This is a genomic window from Pseudobutyrivibrio ruminis DSM 9787 (assembly GCF_900218035.1).
In the GTDB taxonomy this organism is placed as follows: domain Bacteria; phylum Bacillota; class Clostridia; order Lachnospirales; family Lachnospiraceae; genus Pseudobutyrivibrio; species Pseudobutyrivibrio ruminis.
Window position 1 is genome coordinate 222,239 of the sequence record NZ_OBMR01000003.1, and the last position, 18,518, is coordinate 240,756.

General features: G+C 39.3%; 15 protein-coding genes. 12 read left to right on the forward strand and 3 right to left on the reverse strand.

From position 1 onward, the window contains the following. Window positions 1-18 precede the first annotated feature (18 nt). The 7 genes from CRN97_RS03035 to CRN97_RS03065 all read left to right on the forward strand — a co-directional run bounded on the left by CRN97_RS03035 (window position 19) and on the right by CRN97_RS03065 (window position 8,231). Window positions 19-3,009, forward strand: a complete 2,991-nt coding sequence (locus CRN97_RS03035; RefSeq protein ID WP_097075821.1) for a DUF3427 domain-containing protein — start codon at window positions 19-21, stop codon at window positions 3,007-3,009. A 14-nt stretch (window positions 3,010-3,023) separates the two neighbouring features. Further along, window positions 3,024-3,425 carry a (deoxy)nucleoside triphosphate pyrophosphohydrolase gene (locus CRN97_RS03040; protein ID WP_097075822.1) on the forward strand — a complete coding sequence of 134 codons (402 nt, stop codon included), beginning with the start codon at window positions 3,024-3,026 and terminating at the stop codon, window positions 3,423-3,425. Window positions 3,426-3,836: 411 nt separating this feature from the next. After that, the gene (locus tag CRN97_RS03045; RefSeq protein WP_097075823.1) at window positions 3,837-4,061 is read left to right on the forward strand and encodes a hypothetical protein; all 225 of its coding nucleotides are present in this window, start codon (window positions 3,837-3,839) and stop codon (window positions 4,059-4,061) included. Window positions 4,062-4,133: 72 nt separating this feature from the next. Then, on the forward strand, window positions 4,134-4,982 hold the full coding sequence (locus CRN97_RS03050; protein WP_044933849.1) for an FKBP-type peptidyl-prolyl cis-trans isomerase: 849 nt from the start codon (window positions 4,134-4,136) through the stop codon (window positions 4,980-4,982). Between the two features lie 66 nt (window positions 4,983-5,048). Then, window positions 5,049-5,885 (forward strand): AmmeMemoRadiSam system radical SAM enzyme, encoded by an 837-nt coding sequence (gene amrS / locus CRN97_RS03055; protein WP_097075824.1) that lies wholly within the window; start codon window positions 5,049-5,051, stop codon window positions 5,883-5,885. Between the two features lie 15 nt (window positions 5,886-5,900). Further along, window positions 5,901-7,286: an AmmeMemoRadiSam system protein A gene (amrA, locus tag CRN97_RS03060; protein ID WP_097075825.1), complete on the forward strand. Its 1,386-nt coding sequence runs from the start codon at window positions 5,901-5,903 to the stop codon at window positions 7,284-7,286. Window positions 7,287-7,382: 96 nt separating this feature from the next. Beyond that, window positions 7,383-8,231 carry a DegV family protein gene (locus CRN97_RS03065; RefSeq protein ID WP_097075826.1) on the forward strand — a complete coding sequence of 283 codons (849 nt, stop codon included), beginning with the start codon at window positions 7,383-7,385 and terminating at the stop codon, window positions 8,229-8,231. A gap of 2 nt (window positions 8,232-8,233) precedes the next feature. On the opposite strand, the gene CRN97_RS03070 is transcribed toward CRN97_RS03065, so the two are convergent. After that, a complete protein-coding gene (locus tag CRN97_RS03070) occupies window positions 8,234-9,391 on the reverse strand; it encodes an MFS transporter (protein ID WP_097075827.1) in 1,158 nt (385 codons plus the stop codon). A gap of 78 nt (window positions 9,392-9,469) precedes the next feature. Further along, window positions 9,470-9,937, reverse strand: a complete 468-nt coding sequence (locus CRN97_RS03075) for a methylglyoxal synthase (RefSeq protein WP_097075828.1) — start codon at window positions 9,935-9,937, stop codon at window positions 9,470-9,472. Between the two features lie 111 nt (window positions 9,938-10,048). Between CRN97_RS03075 and CRN97_RS03080 the strand changes: the two genes are divergently transcribed. After that, complete coding sequence (locus CRN97_RS03080; RefSeq protein WP_097075829.1) at window positions 10,049-10,864, forward strand: Cof-type HAD-IIB family hydrolase; 816 nt, start codon at window positions 10,049-10,051, stop codon at window positions 10,862-10,864. Here the strand turns inward: CRN97_RS03080 and CRN97_RS03085 are convergent. Then, window positions 10,861-11,982 (reverse strand): 5-methyltetrahydropteroyltriglutamate--homocysteine S-methyltransferase, encoded by a 1,122-nt coding sequence (locus CRN97_RS03085; protein ID WP_097075830.1) that lies wholly within the window; start codon window positions 11,980-11,982, stop codon window positions 10,861-10,863. The two genes, CRN97_RS03080 and CRN97_RS03085, sit on opposite strands and share 4 nt — an antisense overlap. A gap of 198 nt (window positions 11,983-12,180) precedes the next feature. Here CRN97_RS03085 and CRN97_RS03090 point away from each other — a divergent pair, with 198 nt between their 5' ends. The 4 genes from CRN97_RS03090 (at window position 12,181) to CRN97_RS03105 (ending at window position 18,423) form a co-directional block, all read left to right on the forward strand. Further along, window positions 12,181-13,083: a LysR family transcriptional regulator gene (locus tag CRN97_RS03090; RefSeq protein WP_097075831.1), complete on the forward strand. Its 903-nt coding sequence runs from the start codon at window positions 12,181-12,183 to the stop codon at window positions 13,081-13,083. A 177-nt stretch (window positions 13,084-13,260) separates the two neighbouring features. Next, entirely contained in the window at window positions 13,261-13,974 is a 714-nt protein-coding gene (locus CRN97_RS03095; RefSeq protein ID WP_179670661.1) for a LytR/AlgR family response regulator transcription factor, read from the forward strand. Between the two features lie 2 nt (window positions 13,975-13,976). Further along, window positions 13,977-15,272, forward strand: a complete 1,296-nt coding sequence (locus tag CRN97_RS03100; protein ID WP_097075833.1) for an ATP-binding protein — start codon at window positions 13,977-13,979, stop codon at window positions 15,270-15,272. Between the two features lie 121 nt (window positions 15,273-15,393). Then, window positions 15,394-18,423: a glycoside hydrolase family 3 N-terminal domain-containing protein gene (locus CRN97_RS03105; RefSeq protein ID WP_097075834.1), complete on the forward strand. Its 3,030-nt coding sequence runs from the start codon at window positions 15,394-15,396 to the stop codon at window positions 18,421-18,423. The last annotated feature ends 95 nt before the right edge of the window (window positions 18,424-18,518 follow it).

The following is an 18,518-nucleotide window of genomic DNA, read 5'->3' on the forward strand; positions in this document are numbered from 1 at the left end:
CTGAGGGGATATCAATAAATGTCAAACGTTGAAGAGTTAAAACTAGGTCTGCAAACAGCATATATCGATGGTAGCGTGGCATCAAATCTTGCTTACAGACCTCAGTTTGTTTCAAACAACTATAAAGAGGGAAAGAAAGTAATTTCGTCTATTGAGGATGAGCTTTCTAACTGTGACAGTTTTCAGATAAGCGTTGCCTTTATTACAATGGCGGGTATTGTACCATTATTGCAGATACTTAAGGAGCTTGAGGAACGAAATGTTCCAGGTAAGATATTAACTACAAATTATCTTAACTTTAGTGAGCCACGAGCTCTTAAAAAGCTTAATGAGTATAGAAATCTTGAAATTCGTATGTACGATGTGGATGCAGCAGAGGAAGGCTTCCATACAAAAGGTTACATTTTCAAGAGAGATGAAATATATCGAATTATTATTGGAAGTTCAAACATTACTAGTTTGGCGCTCACCAGTAATAAGGAGTGGAATACTAAAATTGTATCAACTGAGCAAGGCGAAGTGGCACAGGAAATTGTTGCTGAGTTTAATGATTTATGGAACTCAGAATATGCTTTGAACTTCGATGTTTTCTACGAAAACTATAAGCAAGCATATAAGCTTATTAAAGAGCAACGAGAGATCGCCAGACAAAGCGAAGTTACTTCAATAGAAAGCTACAAGTTAAAGCCTAATAGTATGCAGGTAGGCTTCATTACAAATCTGAAAAAGATTGTTGGTAGTGGTGAGAATAGAGCATTACTTATTTCTGCAACAGGAACAGGTAAGACTTATGCTTCGGCTTTTGCTATGAGAGAAATGCGATTCAAGAGAGTTCTGTTTCTTGTTCATAGAGGTCAGTTGGCTAGACAAACTAAGAAGTCTTATGAAAGAGTTTTTGGTAGCACTATAACAACAGGAATAATTGGTGCAGGCCATTCAGTTGAAGATAATAAAGATAAGGACTACATCTTTGCGATGATTCAGACTATGAGCAAAGACGAGTCTTTAAAGCAGTTTGATAAAGATGCATTTGATTGCATCATATTTGATGAAGCTCATCATGCGGCAGCTGATTCTTATAAAAAAGTTATGGAGTATTTTACACCTAGTCTTTGGCTTGGAATGACAGCTACTCCAGATAAGCGCGATGACAATGTTGAGGGAAGAAATATCTATGAAATCTTCAATTATCAAATAGCTTACGAAATCAGATTGCAACAGGCAATGGAAGAAAATCTTTTATGTCCATTTCATTATTTTGGAATAAAGGATATTTCAATTATAGGTGATGATGCCGATGCTCACAGAGATTTCAGTGTTCTTACAAGTGATGAGAGAGTTAGGCACATTATTGAACAGACTAAGTATTATGGATACAGTGGTGAAAAAGTAAAGGGATTAATCTTCTGTAGTGGAATAGAAGAATCAAAGACTTTGTCAGCTAAGTTTAATCAGATTGTAAATCCAGATACTGGCAAAAAGTATAGGACCATTGCATTGAACGGTGATGCAAGTGAAGATGCCCGACAAGAAGCGTTTGAAAGACTGGCCATGGATGAAGCTGATGCGACAGAAAACATGCAGCCACTTGATTACATCTTTTCATATGAAATATTGAATGAAGGTGTGGATATCGTAGAGGTTAATCAGGTTGTAATGCTTCGACCAACTCAGTCGCCTATAGTATTTATACAGCAGCTTGGACGAGGACTTCGTAAAGCCAATGGAAAAGAATATGTTGTTATCATAGATTTCATTGGAAACTATAACAACAACTTTATGATTCCTATAGCTCTGTCAGGAGACCGTACCTATAACAAAGATAATATTCGTAGATACGTTATGGAAGGTGGCAGAGTTATCCCAGGAGCGTCTACGGTTCATTTTGATGAGATAAGTAGAAAGCGAATATTTGATTCAGTAGATAATGCCAACTTTAGTGACGTTAGACTGATAAAAGAGAATTATACCAATTTGAAGAATAAGCTTGGTCATATTCCGGCGCTGAAGGATTTTGATGATTATGGTGAAATGGATGTGCTGAGAATTTTTGATAACAATAACCTAGGTTCATACTATAAGTTCCTGGTTAAGTATGAGAAAGAATATACAATTCGTCTTTCCGATAATGAAGAAAAGGTTATAGAATTTGTATCTAAGAAGTTAGCTAATGGTAAGAGAATACATGAGCTTCGATTGCTTAAAAGGATGCTTTTGCTGGTTGGATATGGTCCAGTTAGTAATCTTATTTCTGAGTTAGCAAAGGATCTTGAGGAGAACTACGGTAAGCATTTATCAGAAGATCAGGCTGAAAACATTGTAAACGTAATGACAAATGAGTTTGCTTCAGGCTCTGGAAAAAAGACGTATGCTGAATGCGTGTTATTGGAAAAAGACAATACAGACTATACCTATAGCAAGTCATTTATAAAAATGCTTCATAATAAGGACTTTTATAATATTCTAAATGAGCTAGTTGATTTTGGAATAAGTCGATATGAGCGAGATTATAGTAAACCATACCTTGACACTGATTTGGTACTATATCAGAAGTACACATATGAGGATGTGTGCAGGCTACTTAATTGGGCAAACAATGAAGTGCCAACAAATATTGGTGGATATAAGTATAATGATAAGACAAAGACATTTCCTGTTTTCATTAATTATGAAAAGGATGATGACATAAGTCTTACTACAAGATATGAAGATCGTTTTACTAGCAATAGAACTTTGATTGCAATTTCAAAATCAGGAAGAAGTCTACAGTCAAATGATGTTCAAAAGTTTTTGAATAGCCAAGAACTTGGAATACAGGTAGAATTATTTGTTAGAAAGAATAAAGACGACAAAGGCTCAAAGGAATTCTATTATTTAGGTCATATGACTCCAAGCGGATATGCCAAGGAATTTACTATGGCCAATACTGAGAAGAAAGCAGTAGAAATAGAATGGATTTTAGATGTACCTGTTAGAGAAGATATTTATGAGTACATTGTAGGTGTTTAAAAGGAGATATGTATATGAAAACAGTACGTGTAGTTGCAGCAGTTATAAAAGCTGAAAATGAGAAAGGCCAGCCAATAATTTTTGCTACCCAAAGAGGATATGGTGAATACAAAGATGGTTGGGAATTCCCAGGTGGAAAAATCGAAGAAGGTGAAACTCCACAGCAAGCATTAAAGCGCGAGATTATGGAGGAACTTGATACTGAGATAAGTGTTGGGGAATTGATTGACACTATTGAGTATGACTATCCAACATTCCATTTATCAATGGATTGCTTCTGGTCTGAAATCGTAAAAGGCGATTTGGTTCTAAAGGAACACGAAGCAGCTAAGTGGTTGACTAAGGAGCAGCTTGGAGATGTGGATTGGTTGCCAGCGGATATTACTTTAATTGAGAAGGTTGGGGAGAATATCTAGACGTCAATGATAATTTAAGAATTTGTTCGATTGTATCCCTACTGTCCGTTTGGTACACTAGTATTCGGTGCTACCAAGCGGTAGGCGATTCGGCCCTTGAATTAGAGAGGGCGGTACCCTCATGATTACCTCAAAATCTGGCTCGCCAGAAATCGACATCAGGAGGGATATCTTATGGAAATCTATGCTATTATAGCAGTCATCTGTTTTGGTATGACTTGTTTTTCACTAGGCGTAAGCTACGGAAAAGACCATAAGAAAAAGAAGTAATCGCCCACGCCAAAGGTTCGATTACTTCTTATCTTATAAGAATTAATATTTAACCAAAGGGCTGTCCGTCTATCGGTAGCACCTTTTCTTATATTGAATAATACTATAGATTGATTAAGTTTTCAACAAAAGAGAATAGATATGACCTACAAACTAAAGAAAATCCTAGAAGCAGATTATGGATGTGAAGAGCGACCTGCAGGTTACGTACCGCAGGTCCTTGTGATATTACAAGATGAGGCTGGCAACCAAATTGAGCGCGAAGTCCCTGATGCTGATTTGTATAAGAGAGATATCAATGAAGGTGATTTAGTGTACTTCGACGAGGCGGGCCAGATTCAGAAGGGAGCAAATGAAAAGCATTAAAGCGTAGTCATTTGCTTAATACTCCTTTTGCAGTTATAATAGCAAGGATTTTGTTTTTAAAAGGAGTATATAATGAGAATAGCAGTTACATATGAAAATGGTCAGGTGTTCCAGCACTTCGGACACACTGAGCAGTTTAAGATTTACGAAGTAGAAGATGGCAAGGTTGTTTCATCAGAGGTTATCGGTTCTGACGGACAGGGCCACGGTGCTTTAGCTGGTCTTCTTAGCAACAATTCAATCGACGTACTTATCTGCGGTGGCATCGGTGGCGGAGCACAGGCAGCTCTTAGCGAGTGCGGAATTGAGCTTTGCGCTGGCGCATCAGGAGATACAGATGCAGCAGTTGAGGCATACCTTAAGGGTGAGCTTATCAACTCTGGTGTAAATTGCAATCACCACGGCGAGGGTCACACATGTGGTGATCACGAGGAAGGACATAGCTGTGGCGGTCATTCTGGATGCGGCGGATGTCATTCTGAGCCAGCGTTCGAGGGCAAGAATGTAGGCAAGACATGCCGCACACACTATAGAGGCACATTTAACGATGGTACACAGTTCGATTCATCATACGACAGAGGCGAGCCACTTGAGTTTGTTTGTGGCGCAGGCATGATGATTAAGGGCTTTGACAAGGCTGTTGCAAACATGGAAGTTGGCGAGAAGGTTGACATTCACCTTATGCCAGAGGAAGCTTATGGCCAGCGTGACGAGGAGGCAGTTTTCACAATTGAAATCGCACAGCTTCCTGGTTCAGAAAACTTAGAAGTAGACCAGCAGGTATACTTACAGGATCCATATGGCAGACCATTCCCAGTAAAGGTTGTTGCAAAGGATGATACAAATATCACTCTTGATGCAAACCACGAAATGGCTGGCAAAGAACTCAACTTTACAATTGAGCTTGTAGAGGTAAAATAGTATATAGCAGAGCGGTGCTTATGCACCGCTTTTTTTCTAAGAATAATTGGAGCCAAGGGGGGAGTTATGGCAGTATGCAACTTATGCTACAGGCATTGCAACATTGCAGAAGGTAAATATGGTTTCTGTCAGGTGAGAACCTGCAGGGACGGCAACATCGTGCCGGAGAATTATGGGATGCTCACGGCGATTGCACTGGACCCGATTGAGAAGAAGCCGTTGAATCGATTTTATCCGGGCAGCTATATTCTGTCTGTGGGAAGCTATGGCTGCAATTTGCGATGCCCATTTTGCCAGAACTATCACATTTCATGGGGTGATGAAGTGGATGATAGTAAGAGAGAGGCAAGGTTCGTATCGCCTGAGACGCTTGCCCAGATAGCTGATGAGCAGCGGGCAAATGGAAATATTGGAGTGGCTTTTACTTACAATGAGCCATTGATCTCGTACGAATACATTTTAGATACAGCAAAGCTCCTTTCGGCAAAGGGCTTGAAAACTGTTTTAGTATCAAACGGGATGGCCGATGTAGCTACGGTGAAAGAGTTGTTCTCCTATGGAGATGCTATGAACATCGATTTGAAGGGCTTTACAGACCATTATTATGAGGACGTGCTAAAGGGAAACAGGCGGATGGTAATGGACTTTATCCTGGAGGCAGCGAAGCATTGTCATGTGGAGCTTACCACGCTGATTATTCCAGGGGAGAATGACTCTGATGAGGAGATGGATAAGCTAAGCAGTTGGATAGCTTCAGTAAATCCAGAGATTCCTTTGCACATTTCCAGATTTTTCCCAAGATTTCATATGGTAGATAGGGACGCTACGCCAGTGGAGACTATCTATCATTTAAAAGATATAGCGAAGCAACATTTGAAATATGTTTACACAGGAAACTGTTAAGGGAGGGGTTAAACTATGGCAATTCTAGCAGCATTTATGGTTCCACATCCACCGATGATTGTGCCGGCTGTAGGCCGCGGTGGCGAAGCGCAGGTTCAGGAGACTATCGATGCCTATGAAAAGGTGGCAGATGAAATAGCGAAGCTTGAACCGGATACAATCATCATCACTAGTCCACACAGCATCATGTATTCGGACTATTTCCATATTTCTCCGGGAAAGGGAGCGAAAGGTTCATTCGCCAGATTCAACGCACCGGAGGTATCTTTCCAGGAAGAATATGACACAGAGCTTGTAGATAGAATAAATGAAATCGCCTATGATGCCAGCTTTCCAGCAGGCACGCTAGGTGAGCGTGATCCAGAGCTAGACCATGGCACTATGGTTCCTCTTTGGTTTATAAGGAAGAAATATGCCAAGGGGCAGATTGTACGCATCGGCCTGTCCGGCCTTGGTTTATTGGATCATTACCGTTTGGGACAGATGATACAGGAGGCTGTGGATGAGGTTAATCGCAAGGTAGTTTTCGTTGCCAGTGGAGATTTATCTCACAAGCTTCAGGACTATGGGCCTTATGGATTCGCTAAAGAGGGACCTGTCTATGACCAGAGGATTATGGACGTGGCCGGCCGTGCAGCTTTTGGTGAGATGTTTGATTTTAAAGAGGATTTCTGTGAAAAAGCGGCAGAGTGTGGTCATCGTTCATTTGTCATAATGGCTGGTGCTTTGGATGGAAAGGCTGTAGATGCCCATGTATATTCTCATCAGGATGTGACAGGTGTTGGCTATGGTATTGCATCTTTTTATGTGACAGGAGAGGATGAGAAGCGTCGTTTTAGAGATACTTATCTGGCAAAGTTGAATGCCCATATACAGGATTCCCAGGAGCCGGCTGACGAATATGTTAAGCTAGCCAAGAAATCCCTGGAAAGCTATATATTACGGGGCAAGGTGCTAGATATGCCCGATGATTTACCTAAAGAGCTAGTATCAAAGCAAGCCGGAGCATTTGTATCTATCCACAAGGCTGGTCGTCTGAGAGGCTGCATTGGAACAATCCTTCCTACCACCGAGTGCGTGGCGGCAGAGATTATCCAAAACGCCATCAGCGCCTCCACCAGAGATACTCGTTTTAATCCAATCAGTCCAGAGGAATTGCCTGATTTGGAAATCAATGTTGATGTACTAAGCGAGCCGGAGCCTATATCTTCACCAGATGAACTTGATGTGAAACGCTACGGTGTAATTGTAAGCAACGGAAATCGCAGAGGCCTATTGCTTCCAGATTTGGATGGTGTGGATTCTGTAGCTCAGCAAATTTCTATCGCACGCCAAAAGGGCGGTATCGGCATGGACGAACCAGTTCAGCTTCAGCGATTTGAGGTTATAAGACACAAGTGATAAGAAAAAAGGCTTGCATTCCTAATTGCAAATAATTAAAATAATTGAATTAAGATATATTTAATTTTTTAAGTAATTAGGAAAGGACACAATAGAATGGCAATAAGAATAATCACAGATTCTGCTAGTGATATCCCACAGGATGTAGCTAAGGAATGGGGAGTGACAGTATTACCCATAAATGTAAGATTTGGGGATGAAGAGTATTTAGATGGTGTTACACTCTCCGCAGAGGATTTTTATCATAAATTAATCGAAACTGATGAAGTGCCTAAGACAAGCCAGATTTCACCTTATGTTTATGCGCAGGAGTTTGAGAAGGCTGATGAAGCTGGGGATGAGCTTATTTATTTCTGCTTATCATCTGGAGTTTCTGGATGCTATCAAAGTGCCATGCTTGCAGCAGCGGATTACTCAGACAACATACATATCGTTGACACCAAGCAATTCTGCATTTCAGAATACATTTTGGTGCAAAGAGCAGTTATGCTTAGAGACGAAGGAAAATCTTGTGATGAAATCATTTCTATCATCCAGGAAGAAATGAAGAACGTTCATGTAATATCAGCATTTGATACTTTAGAGTATTTAAAGCTTGGTGGAAGACTTTCTTCAGCGGCAGCCTTCGCAGGAAACATGCTAATGATTAAGCCTGTAATCACAATCGAGGATGGCTTGGTTAAGGTTATCGGCAAGGCTAGAGGCTCAAAAAAGAGCCACAATATGCTGACAGAATTTGTTACTAATTCTGGTGGGATAGATTTTAGCAAGCCATTATGTCTTGCTTATTCAGGTTTCTCCCAGGAAGTACTTACTAAATATGTAGAAGATTCAAAGGCTATTTACGAGGGCCATGAAGATCAGCTTCAGTACACAGTTGTAGGTGCTACAATTGGTACATACGCAGGCCCAGGCGCAATAGCCTTGGCATATTTTTCATTATAAAACTAATCTTTTTTAATCCAGCGAATCTTTAATATTATTACTGATATTAGTGATAAGACGAAAAACGCTGACAGCATCATAACAGCCTGGCGGAGGCCATACATATCTCCTAAATATCCAGTGAGGGCAGTGAATACCACGCCTCCGATACCAGTGGCTGTTGTGATTAAGCCTGTGGATGTTGCCTTGTGATTGCCAGACAAAGGCATGGCAAGATTCAAAACACATGGATAGATTGCGCCGCAAGCGAAGCCCAGTGGAATACATAGCAGTAACACCGCTATATCACTGGAAAGCTGGGCGATGATTACGGTTATAGAAGGAATTGCTACTATTGCACCAATTAGTATTTGGTAAGCATGTTTAGCGTTATGGCCTACTAATACTCGCGATGGAATCATAACAATCCAAAACAGACTTAAGGCATATTTTCCTAAAGCAGATTTAAATTCATTAGCAAATAGAGTATCTACAAAGAAAGCAAATCCATTTTCATATCCAACATAAATACACATAACAACACAAAGCATGATGATTCCGGCCAGAATAAATGGACCAGCGGACGTAAATTCTTCCGTAGTGGTATCTGCCAATTCTCTGAATTCATTATTAGATGCAACTATGTCTATCAGTGCAGCAGCACTGGCTACACATAGAAAGACAAATAATATTTTCCAACTAAATCCCATATTCAAATACGCAGCAACAACTAGAGGCGCTACAAATGCGCCCAATGCATACATAGATGTGAGATAGCCTATTTTTTTGTGGTAACTGATAGGATAGTAGTCAGCAAGAGCTGCAATGGAAATAAACTGGAGGGCACTTGTAGTGAGTCCTAAAAAGAAGACTCCACCTACAAAGAGCACCTTCGATGTCAAAAGGCCAATCAGTAAAGCTGCTATCACTTGTATGGAAAGCAGGATTTTGATACATTTCAATTTATTAGTTTTATCTGCCCATGCACCAAGCAGTATCGGCGCAAGCATCGTGGCAAATAGCTCTACAGAGGCAAATAACCCCTTGGTTGTTGTAGATAAATCGTATGTATTTCCTATATTTAATAAACTGGCCTGATAACCTCCAGCTTCAAATCCATTGATAAAGATAATAAAAAAGAATACCAACCATAAAAAATCATTTCGATCTTTAGTTCTCATACTCAACACATCCCCAATAAAAGCTATAAAACGATACTAGAAAAGTATATCAAGAGAATGTGTCTATTTTGGGTGGTACTATAGTGTGTTTGCTCGATCAGCAATATTTTTTTGGAAGTTGATGACGTCGTGGTCGTAAGGTGTATCCATGAATGCTGATTTAATCATGAAATCAGCGGATGCCTTGTTGACTGCGATAGGAATGTCGTAAACCTGAGCGATTCGCATCAGCGCCTTTACATCTGGATCGTGTGGCTGAGCTGTGAGAGGGTCTGAGAAGAATACGATTAAATCGATTCTGCCTTCTACAACCTTTGCTCCGATTTGCTGATCACCGCCAAGAGGGCCTGAGTTGTAGCCTCTAACAGGAAGGCCTGTTTTGTCGGAAATCATTCTGGCTGTGGTTCCTGTACCGCATAAGAAATGATTCTTAAGAATTTCTTTGTTGTCCTCACACCACTGAATAAGAAGTGGCTTCTTTCCATCGTGAGCGATAAGAGCAATGTTTTTCTGTTTCCCAATAGTAAGTGTAATTTTATCTTCCATAAAAACCTCCAGTCATTATTTTTGCTAGTGTTATTTTAATGTTTGGGGAGGGATATCACAAGTGAAAAATTCCATTTGACGTAACCTAATTGGCTTGCTATGATATGCCTTATGAAATATAAAGCAATAGCACTAGATTTAGACGGAACTCTTTTAAATAGTAAAAAAGAGGTTAGTAACAAAAACAAAGAAATAATAATGAAAGCTGCAAAGGCAGGAGTAAAGATTATACTTGCATCTGGCCGTCCAGTACCAGGCATTAAAAAGATTGCAAAGCAGCTTCACCTGGAAGAGGTAGGAGGATACATACTGGCGTATAACGGTGGTATGATTATCGATTGCAAGACTGGAGAGGTTGTCCGCAGAGAAACTATTCCTGAAAAGTACTATACAGATATTCTTCGTTGCGCAAACAAATTCAATGTTGCCACACTTACATATGATTCAGAAGGCATCATTTCAAACGACGAGAATAATCAGTACGTGCAGCTGGAATCAAAAATCAATAACATTCCAATCAGACAGGTATTCCACCTGGATGAGGAAGCACAGCTTGATCCACCTGTTAAGTTTTTATGCGTGGGTGATCACAAGGTTCTTAGAAATGTAGAAGCAAAGCTTAATGAAAAGTTTAATGGCACTGTTAATGTTTTCTTCTCAGAGCCATTTTTCCTAGAGATAATGCCACAAGGAATTGAAAAGGCATCATCTCTAGAAATATTGTTAGGAAGTCTTGGCATTGATCGCAAGCATCTGATTGCCTGCGGCGATGGTTTCAACGACATTCCTATGATGCGTTACGCAGGTCTTTCGGTGGCCATGGCAAATGCACAGGATGAGACCAAGGAATGGGCTGATTATATTGCACCATCCAATGATGAAGATGGAGTAGCAGTAGCAATCGAAAAATTCATCGAGCTGAATTAATCGTTCTGCCACACCTCTTCAGCAATCTCTTTTACTAGCTTCAGCTTAGCCCACTGTTCTTCTTCGGTAAGCTTGTTGCCGATTTCGCAGGAAGCAAAGCCACACTGTGGGCTCAAAGCTAGACGCTCAAGTGGAATATATTTTGCTGCTTCGTAAATACGTTTTTTGATAGATTCTTTATCTTCAAGCTGAGGACGCTTTGTTGTAATAAGTCCCAGTACCACCTTCTTACCAGAAGATACCTTTGCAAGAGGAGCAAATCCACCAGAGCGAGCATCATCGTATTCAAGGAACAAAGCATCCACATTTTCTTTTGCAAATACATAGTCAGCAACTGTGTCGTATGGGCCACTTGTAAAGAAAGTAGAGTGGTAGTTTCCTCGGCAGATGTGTGATGTGATTGTCATATCTGCAGGCTTGTTTTCAAGTGCCAGATTATTAACTTCAAGAAGCTGTCGCTTCACTTCTTCAATATCAATTCCAAGGCTAGCATATCTCTGCTTTGCAGCAGTGCCGACAATAGCACCCCAAGTACAATCATCAAACTGAAGATTACGGCAACCAGCATCGTAGAATTGTTTAATAACATCCTGATAAGCAGCCGCAATATCATGAATCAATTCATCATTGTTAGCATAGAATTTTCTGGTAGATTCAAAGTTTACAGGAACAATCATCTGCTGGAAGGTCTGCGCAGGGGCAGGGATAGTATATTTCGCAACTGTATTTTCATCCTCAAATTGTTTTAAGAATTTATAATACTCAACAAATGGATGAGCCTTTGCTTTGATTTTGCCTACAAGGTAAGTGTCATCAAGCAAAGCGAGCTCGCCATCAAAATCAACTCCGCCGCCTGTGTTTTCATGGGCAACTCCCTCGAATCCCCACATAAAATCAAGGTGCCAGAATGATCTTCTGAACTCGCCATCGGTGATTACATGAAAACCAAGCTCTTTCTGCTTAGCAACTACCTTTGTAATTTCCTCATCAACCACCTTGTTGAATTCATCCTCGCTGATTTTGCCAGCTAAGAAATCAGCCTTTGCATCCTTAAGGGCCTGTGGGCGTAGAAAGCTTCCTACAAAATCGTATCTGTATGGTGTCTTAACATTACTCATTTTCTTATTCTCCTTTTGATTACTATAAAATATTGCGCAACGTTCATTAACTTATGTTGAGGATTATAGGCCTAGTTGATTAGTAGGTAAAATATAAAAAATAGCGGCTCAGCCATAGAAAAAATCTATTAAGAAAGTTATAATCATAAATAAATCTATTAACAATTATGAAGGGGCAATATTTGGAAAGGTTAGAAAATGACTTTAAAACAGCTTAGATACGTAGTAGAAGTAGCAGAAATAGGAAATATTACAGAAGCAGCAAAAAGGCTGTTTATCGCACAGCCAAGCTTAACATCTGCAATCAGGGAATTGGAAAATGAATATCACATCACCATATTCAACCGTTCCAATAAAGGAATAGAAATAACTCCAGAGGGAGATGAATTCTTAGGATACGCCAGACAGGTGCTGGAGCAAACAAATCTTATAGAAGAGAAGTACACAGGAGCTGGCCACAGCAAGCAGCGTTTTTGCGTATCAGCCCAGCATTATTCATTTGTAGTGGAAGCATTTGTTGAGTTGTTGAAGCAGTATGGTGGGGACAAATATGAGTTTCATATGAGAGAGACTCAGACCTACGATATTATCGAGGATGTGGCAAGGCTTAGAAGTGAAATAGGTATTCTGTATCTGAACAAATTCAACGAAACTGTCATAAAGAAAACTTTACGCGACAATGGCCTGGTATTTCATTCTTTATTTAAGGCGAAACCACATGTCTTCATTGGAAAGAACAGTCCACTTGCAAGGAAGAAAGCGCTGACGCTAGATGATTTGAAGGACTATCCGCGCCTTTCCTATGAGCAGGGAAGCCACAACTCCTTTTATTTTTCAGAGGAAATACTTAGCACCATCGATAGTGACAAGGAAATAATTGTAAGAGATAGAGCGACCCTATTTAACCTTCTAATCGGCCTTAACGGATATACCATATGCAGCGGTGTTATCAGTGAAGAATTAAATGGACCAAGCATCATCGCAAAGCCACTAAAGGTGGATGACTATATGGAGATTGGCTACATACTTCCTAATAATGTGCCACAGTCTCAGTTGACAAAAAACTACATTGAAATGCTTATGAAGTATACTAAATCTTAAGAAAAATGGAGAAAGAGCCAGTTCCTATAAAATACATAGCAACTGGCTCTTTTCGAATGTTATCAATCAATAAGTATGTTAACAGATATCTTGCAAAGGTCTATGGGTTTGGCATATCATGTCGATTTGAAGACATAAATGGTATACTTACATGAGAATACAACAAGGGGGATAGTAATGCTTAGAATTGCAATAGTAGAAGATGAAAAGGCTTGTCAGGCTAGCTTGATAGAGCATTTATCTAGATATGAGAAGGAACATGCAGACAATTTTATCGTCAGAACTTTTTTTGATGGAATTGATATCTTGGATGATTATACTTCAGAATACGATTTGATTTTCTTGGATATTCATATGAAGTATCAAGATGGAATGACTACGGCAAAAAAAATTAGAGAGCTTGATGATAGCGTAATCATTGTTTTTATCACAGCTCTTGCACAATATGCCATTGATGGATACAAGGTCAACGCATTAGATTTTATACTGAAGCCGGTGGTATATGAGCAATTCCAAGGAACCATGGACAAGGTTTTAAAGACTGCTGACAAATATCAAAAGAGCAAGGAACTAATTGTCGCAGAAGATGGAGCCAAAAGAAAAATAGATACAGAGGATGTCTATTACATAGAGGTAGTTGGGCATACTATTGTTATTCATAGTAAATCTGGCATCTTTGAAACTAGAAGTAAAAGTTTAAAAGCCATAGCGGAAGATTTAAAAGAATACGGATTTGTTCAAAGTGGACAATCCCATCTTATTAATCTTAAATATGTGGATAGAATAAAAGGTGATGTGGTTACTGTGGCAGGAGATGAGCTTTTTCTTAGCCGAAGCAGAAAAAAGGAATTCATCACAGCCTTTGGTGATTATGTAGGAATGGAGATATAGCTATGGATAATTCTTTCAATGTTGGATATCTTCTGGAAATGCTAATACCTGTTTTGGGAATATGTAGTGTACTTAATAAAAAGAAATATCCATTGATAAGAGGTGCGGCTTGTGTTTGTTTGGGGCTTCTTCTTGACGTTGCCATGACAGGAGTGCTTATGCTGTTTGGATATGAGGGGGCAGATTATTCGGATATAACTCCATCTACATATATAATCCTTTTGTTTTGGTTTATGGCGATATGGATAGCGGTGATATTTGGAATATATTTTGCTACAGAGGTAAATTTTCACGAGGCAATCTATCTGTTTGCAATTAGCTATTGTATTGAGCATATTTTTTACTGTATAAGAGAACTCTTTGATTATTGCACAGACGGCAGGATACCGGATAATCAACCAATACTATATACCGGCTGTCTTATAGGCTCTTTTATAATGGCTTATTTTTGGTTTGCTAAATCTACAGTAGTTGATGGCAAATATTTGATAGAGACTCTTTCTGCTACATCTGCCACAGTTGTAATTTTGCTTGTGGTTTGGTTTTTAAGCATTATTTCGAGTTTTAATAATATTGGCCATATCCATGCTGTGTATGCTATTTTAGCAAGTCTGTTTATTCTGATAAATCAAAGAGCTCAGCTTATCAATGAAAAAGAAAGAAGAGCATTTAGAATTAAAGAGCAGCTTTGGAAAGATACTCAGGTGAGATATCAGTTTTCAAAGGATGCCATGGCAGTAGTTAATCAACATTATCATGATATGAAACATCAGATTAATGCTTTGGCCAATATGGAAAGTGATGAGAAAAGACGAGGCATTCTATCTGAGATGGAAAACGACATAGCCATATATGATGCTGTAGTTCGCACAGGTAACGATCTTCTAGATACGGTTTTGACTGAAAAAAAGCTGATATGCCATAGCAAAGAAATAAGGATGAGCTGCATGGCGGATGGCGAGCAGCTCAAGTTTATGGATGAAATCGATTTGTACACATTGCTTGGTAATGCTTTAGACAATGCAATTGAAGCAAATGAAAAGATTTTAGATAGAGCCAAGAGATGGATATCAGTGCAGATTCAAAATAAAAAAGGGATTGTTCTGGTAGAAATCATTAATCCATACACGGGTACAATTAAAATGCAGCATGGCTTGCCTATCACATCTAAAAGTGACAAGTTAAGCCATGGATATGGCACCCAAAGTATCAAAGCTATTGTAGAAAAATATGATGGCAATTTAACTATTAAAACTGAAAATGATAAGTATTTACTTAGAATTATTTTTTCTGAGTAGAGATGCAGATTATGACAAAAAATGTGCAGGCTGTGACAAGGCCTGCATTTTTTTTAATGATTTTGTTATTCTCTCGATAAAGTTATCAATCGGGGTACGCCCCTAGAAAAGGAGAATGCAAATGAGCAAGGGAAGAAAAATTATTGGAACATGCATCCGCTCAATTCTTATTATCGTATTTGCGATTATAATTGTAGCGGTTAACAGCATCTTACCAAACTATGCCAGAATGGTAGACAGCATGCTGGGAGGCATTAACACAAAAATCGATAATTCGGATGTTGATACTACAGGTCTTGACTTGCAGTATAACAAAGCGGATTATGATGCAGATTCTATTAAGACTGCAGAGGCAGATCTTCATCAGAGAATTGCAGATGAAGGAACAATACTGCTTGAAAATGAGGATGGTTTTTTACCTCAGACAGCTGATGCTACATTTAGTTTCTTTAGTGTGAATTCAGCAACAGTAGCAGCAAATGATAGTATGATGGGTGGTAGAAGTCTTGCTGATATTTTTGATTCGGCAAATGTATCTATCAATAAGACGCTTTTTGATTACTACAAAGAGCAGTCTGAAAATTATGGTTTGGGGGCTGGTTCTATATCATTTGGTGATGGTGAGGATTTTTCGATAAATGAAGTACCACTTTCTGAACTTCAAGCCAATGATGAGGTAATGAATTCAATCAAAGATACAGTTCCTGTTTACTTCTTAAAGAGAGTAGCAGGTGAGGGAAGAGATATGCCTCGTTCTATGTACAATCATGCGGATAATGCGCAGGACCAGGCAAAAACATATCTTGAGCCAGACAGCACAGAGCTTGAAATCATCTCATATTTGAATGACAACTTTGATGGAGTTATTCTTGTGAGCAATTCAAATGCTGCACTTGATCTTGATTTTGTTAAAGATTATCCAAATATCAAGGCTGTAATCTCAGCAACAGCAATTGAGTCATTGCCTTATATTTTAACAGGTCAGGTTAATCCTTCAGGTAGAACAGTTGATACTTTTGCTGCAAATCCACTTGAATCACCAGCTGCTATGAACTTTGGTGATTATCAGTATTCTGATTCAAACGGTGACCTCACAAAGTACAACTATGTTACTTACGAAGAGGGAATCTACGTTGGATATAAGTACTATGAAACCAGATACGAGGATGTAACTCTAGGTCGTGAAAACGCTGGGGATTTTGACTACGATTCTGAAGTTGTTTATCCATTTGGATACGGATTGTCTTACACCACATTTGAATGGTCCGATATGAAGACATCATGGGATGGAGATACTTGTAACATTGAAATCACAGTTACTAACACAGGTGATGTGGCTGGTAAGGATGTAGTTGAAATCTATGCCCAGAGTCCATACACAGATTATGATATTGAAAATGGTGTAGAAAAGGCATCTGTTCAGCTTGTAGCATACGATAAGACAAATGAGCTTGCAGCAGGCGAGTCACAGACAATGTCACTTAGCTTCGATAAGTCTCAGTTAAAGGCATACGATGCTAATAACGCAAAGACTTATATATTTGATGCTGGTGATTACTATATTACTGCAGCAAAGAATGCACATGAGGCAGTAAATAATATAATCAATACAAAACTTGAGGATACAACAGATGAACCTACATCTGAGTTTGTATCAGTTTACACACCTGATATTACAGAGGTTGATACTGTTACATATTCAAAGGATAGCTATTCAGGTGAAGAAATCACTAATCAGCTTGATGATGCTAAAGGAGATGCTACATACATTACTAGAAACGATTGGGTAGGAACATTCCCTACACACGATGGTACAGCAAGTGCTCAGATAAGCACTTGGGGAAATGAAATCAATGGAGATGACGGTGCATCTTATACATATACTAAGACTGCATCTGATGATTTGATAGCCCAGTTAGATAGCTTTGATTCAGGAACTACAGTTGATCCTGAAACACTTTCTGATACTGAAATTGTTTACGACAAAGATAATGGCCTTAAGCTTATAGATATGCGTGGTCTGGATTATGATGACCCACTATGGGAAGATTTATTGGATGAGCTTTCAGCTGATGAAATCTACAATGCAATCGGCGTAAGCGGATATGGAATCGAGTATATCAAATCAATTGAAAAGCCATTTAATATCGATGCTGATACAGCAGCAGGACTTATCTACGGTGGTACAAGTGCAATGTTCCCAAGCGCCATGACTATGGCTCAATGCTGGAATCCATCACTTGCATTGGAATACGGCACAATGATTGGTAATGAAGGCTTACTAGGTGGAGCTGATGGTTGGTATGCACCATCAATGAACATTCACCGCACTCCATTCTCAGGAAGAAATGGTGAGTATTATTCAGAGGATGCATTCCTTTCTGGTACAGTTGCTTCTAATGAGGTAATGGGTGCAGCTTCTAAGGGAATGTATACATATATTAAGCATTTCGCATTTAACGACCAGGAGAATCACCGCGGTGATAGAGATGGTCAGTACAGTATTGCAACATGGCTTAACGAGCAAAGCGCTCGTGAGATTTACCTTCTTCCATTTGAAATGTGCATGAAGGCAGGAGATGTTACTCTCAATTATGTTGAAAAACAGGATGATGGTTCTTATGCAAATGCATCTAAGGAAATCAGAGCATCACAGGCAGTAATGACATCATTCAACAGAGTTGGTGCTACATGGGCAGGTGGCGATTACGGTCTTATCACAGGTATCCTCAGAAACGAGTGGGCTTTTGATGGTCTTGTTATGACAGATAATGCCAATACTGGTGTATTCATGGATGGTTACCAGATGACAGAGGCAGGAGCAGATGTGAAGCTTACCTCACTTCCTTCAGCGGCCAGATATGATTTTGATAAAAATGATGCTGCAACATACTATTATGCAAGACAAGCTATGCATCATATGCTTTATACTATTGCTAACTCAAAGGCAATGAATGGGGCAATGCCAGGAAGTCATATTAAAGATGGCACAAGAATCACAACTCACATTATGCGCGTTGTAACTGTTGTATTTGTTCTTCTTATTCTTCTTGAGATTTACAAGATATTTAGACTCTTTAAGCCTACTGCAAAAAAGCTAGCAAAGCTTCAGGCTAAGGCAGAGAAGAGAGCAGCAAAGAAAGCTAAATAATATTGTGCACTATAATTTTAAACTATCAGTGAACTATCTGTGAAAACGCGAAAATGTCAGAAAATAAATGCTATAGTAAGTGATGTAGTCACTAT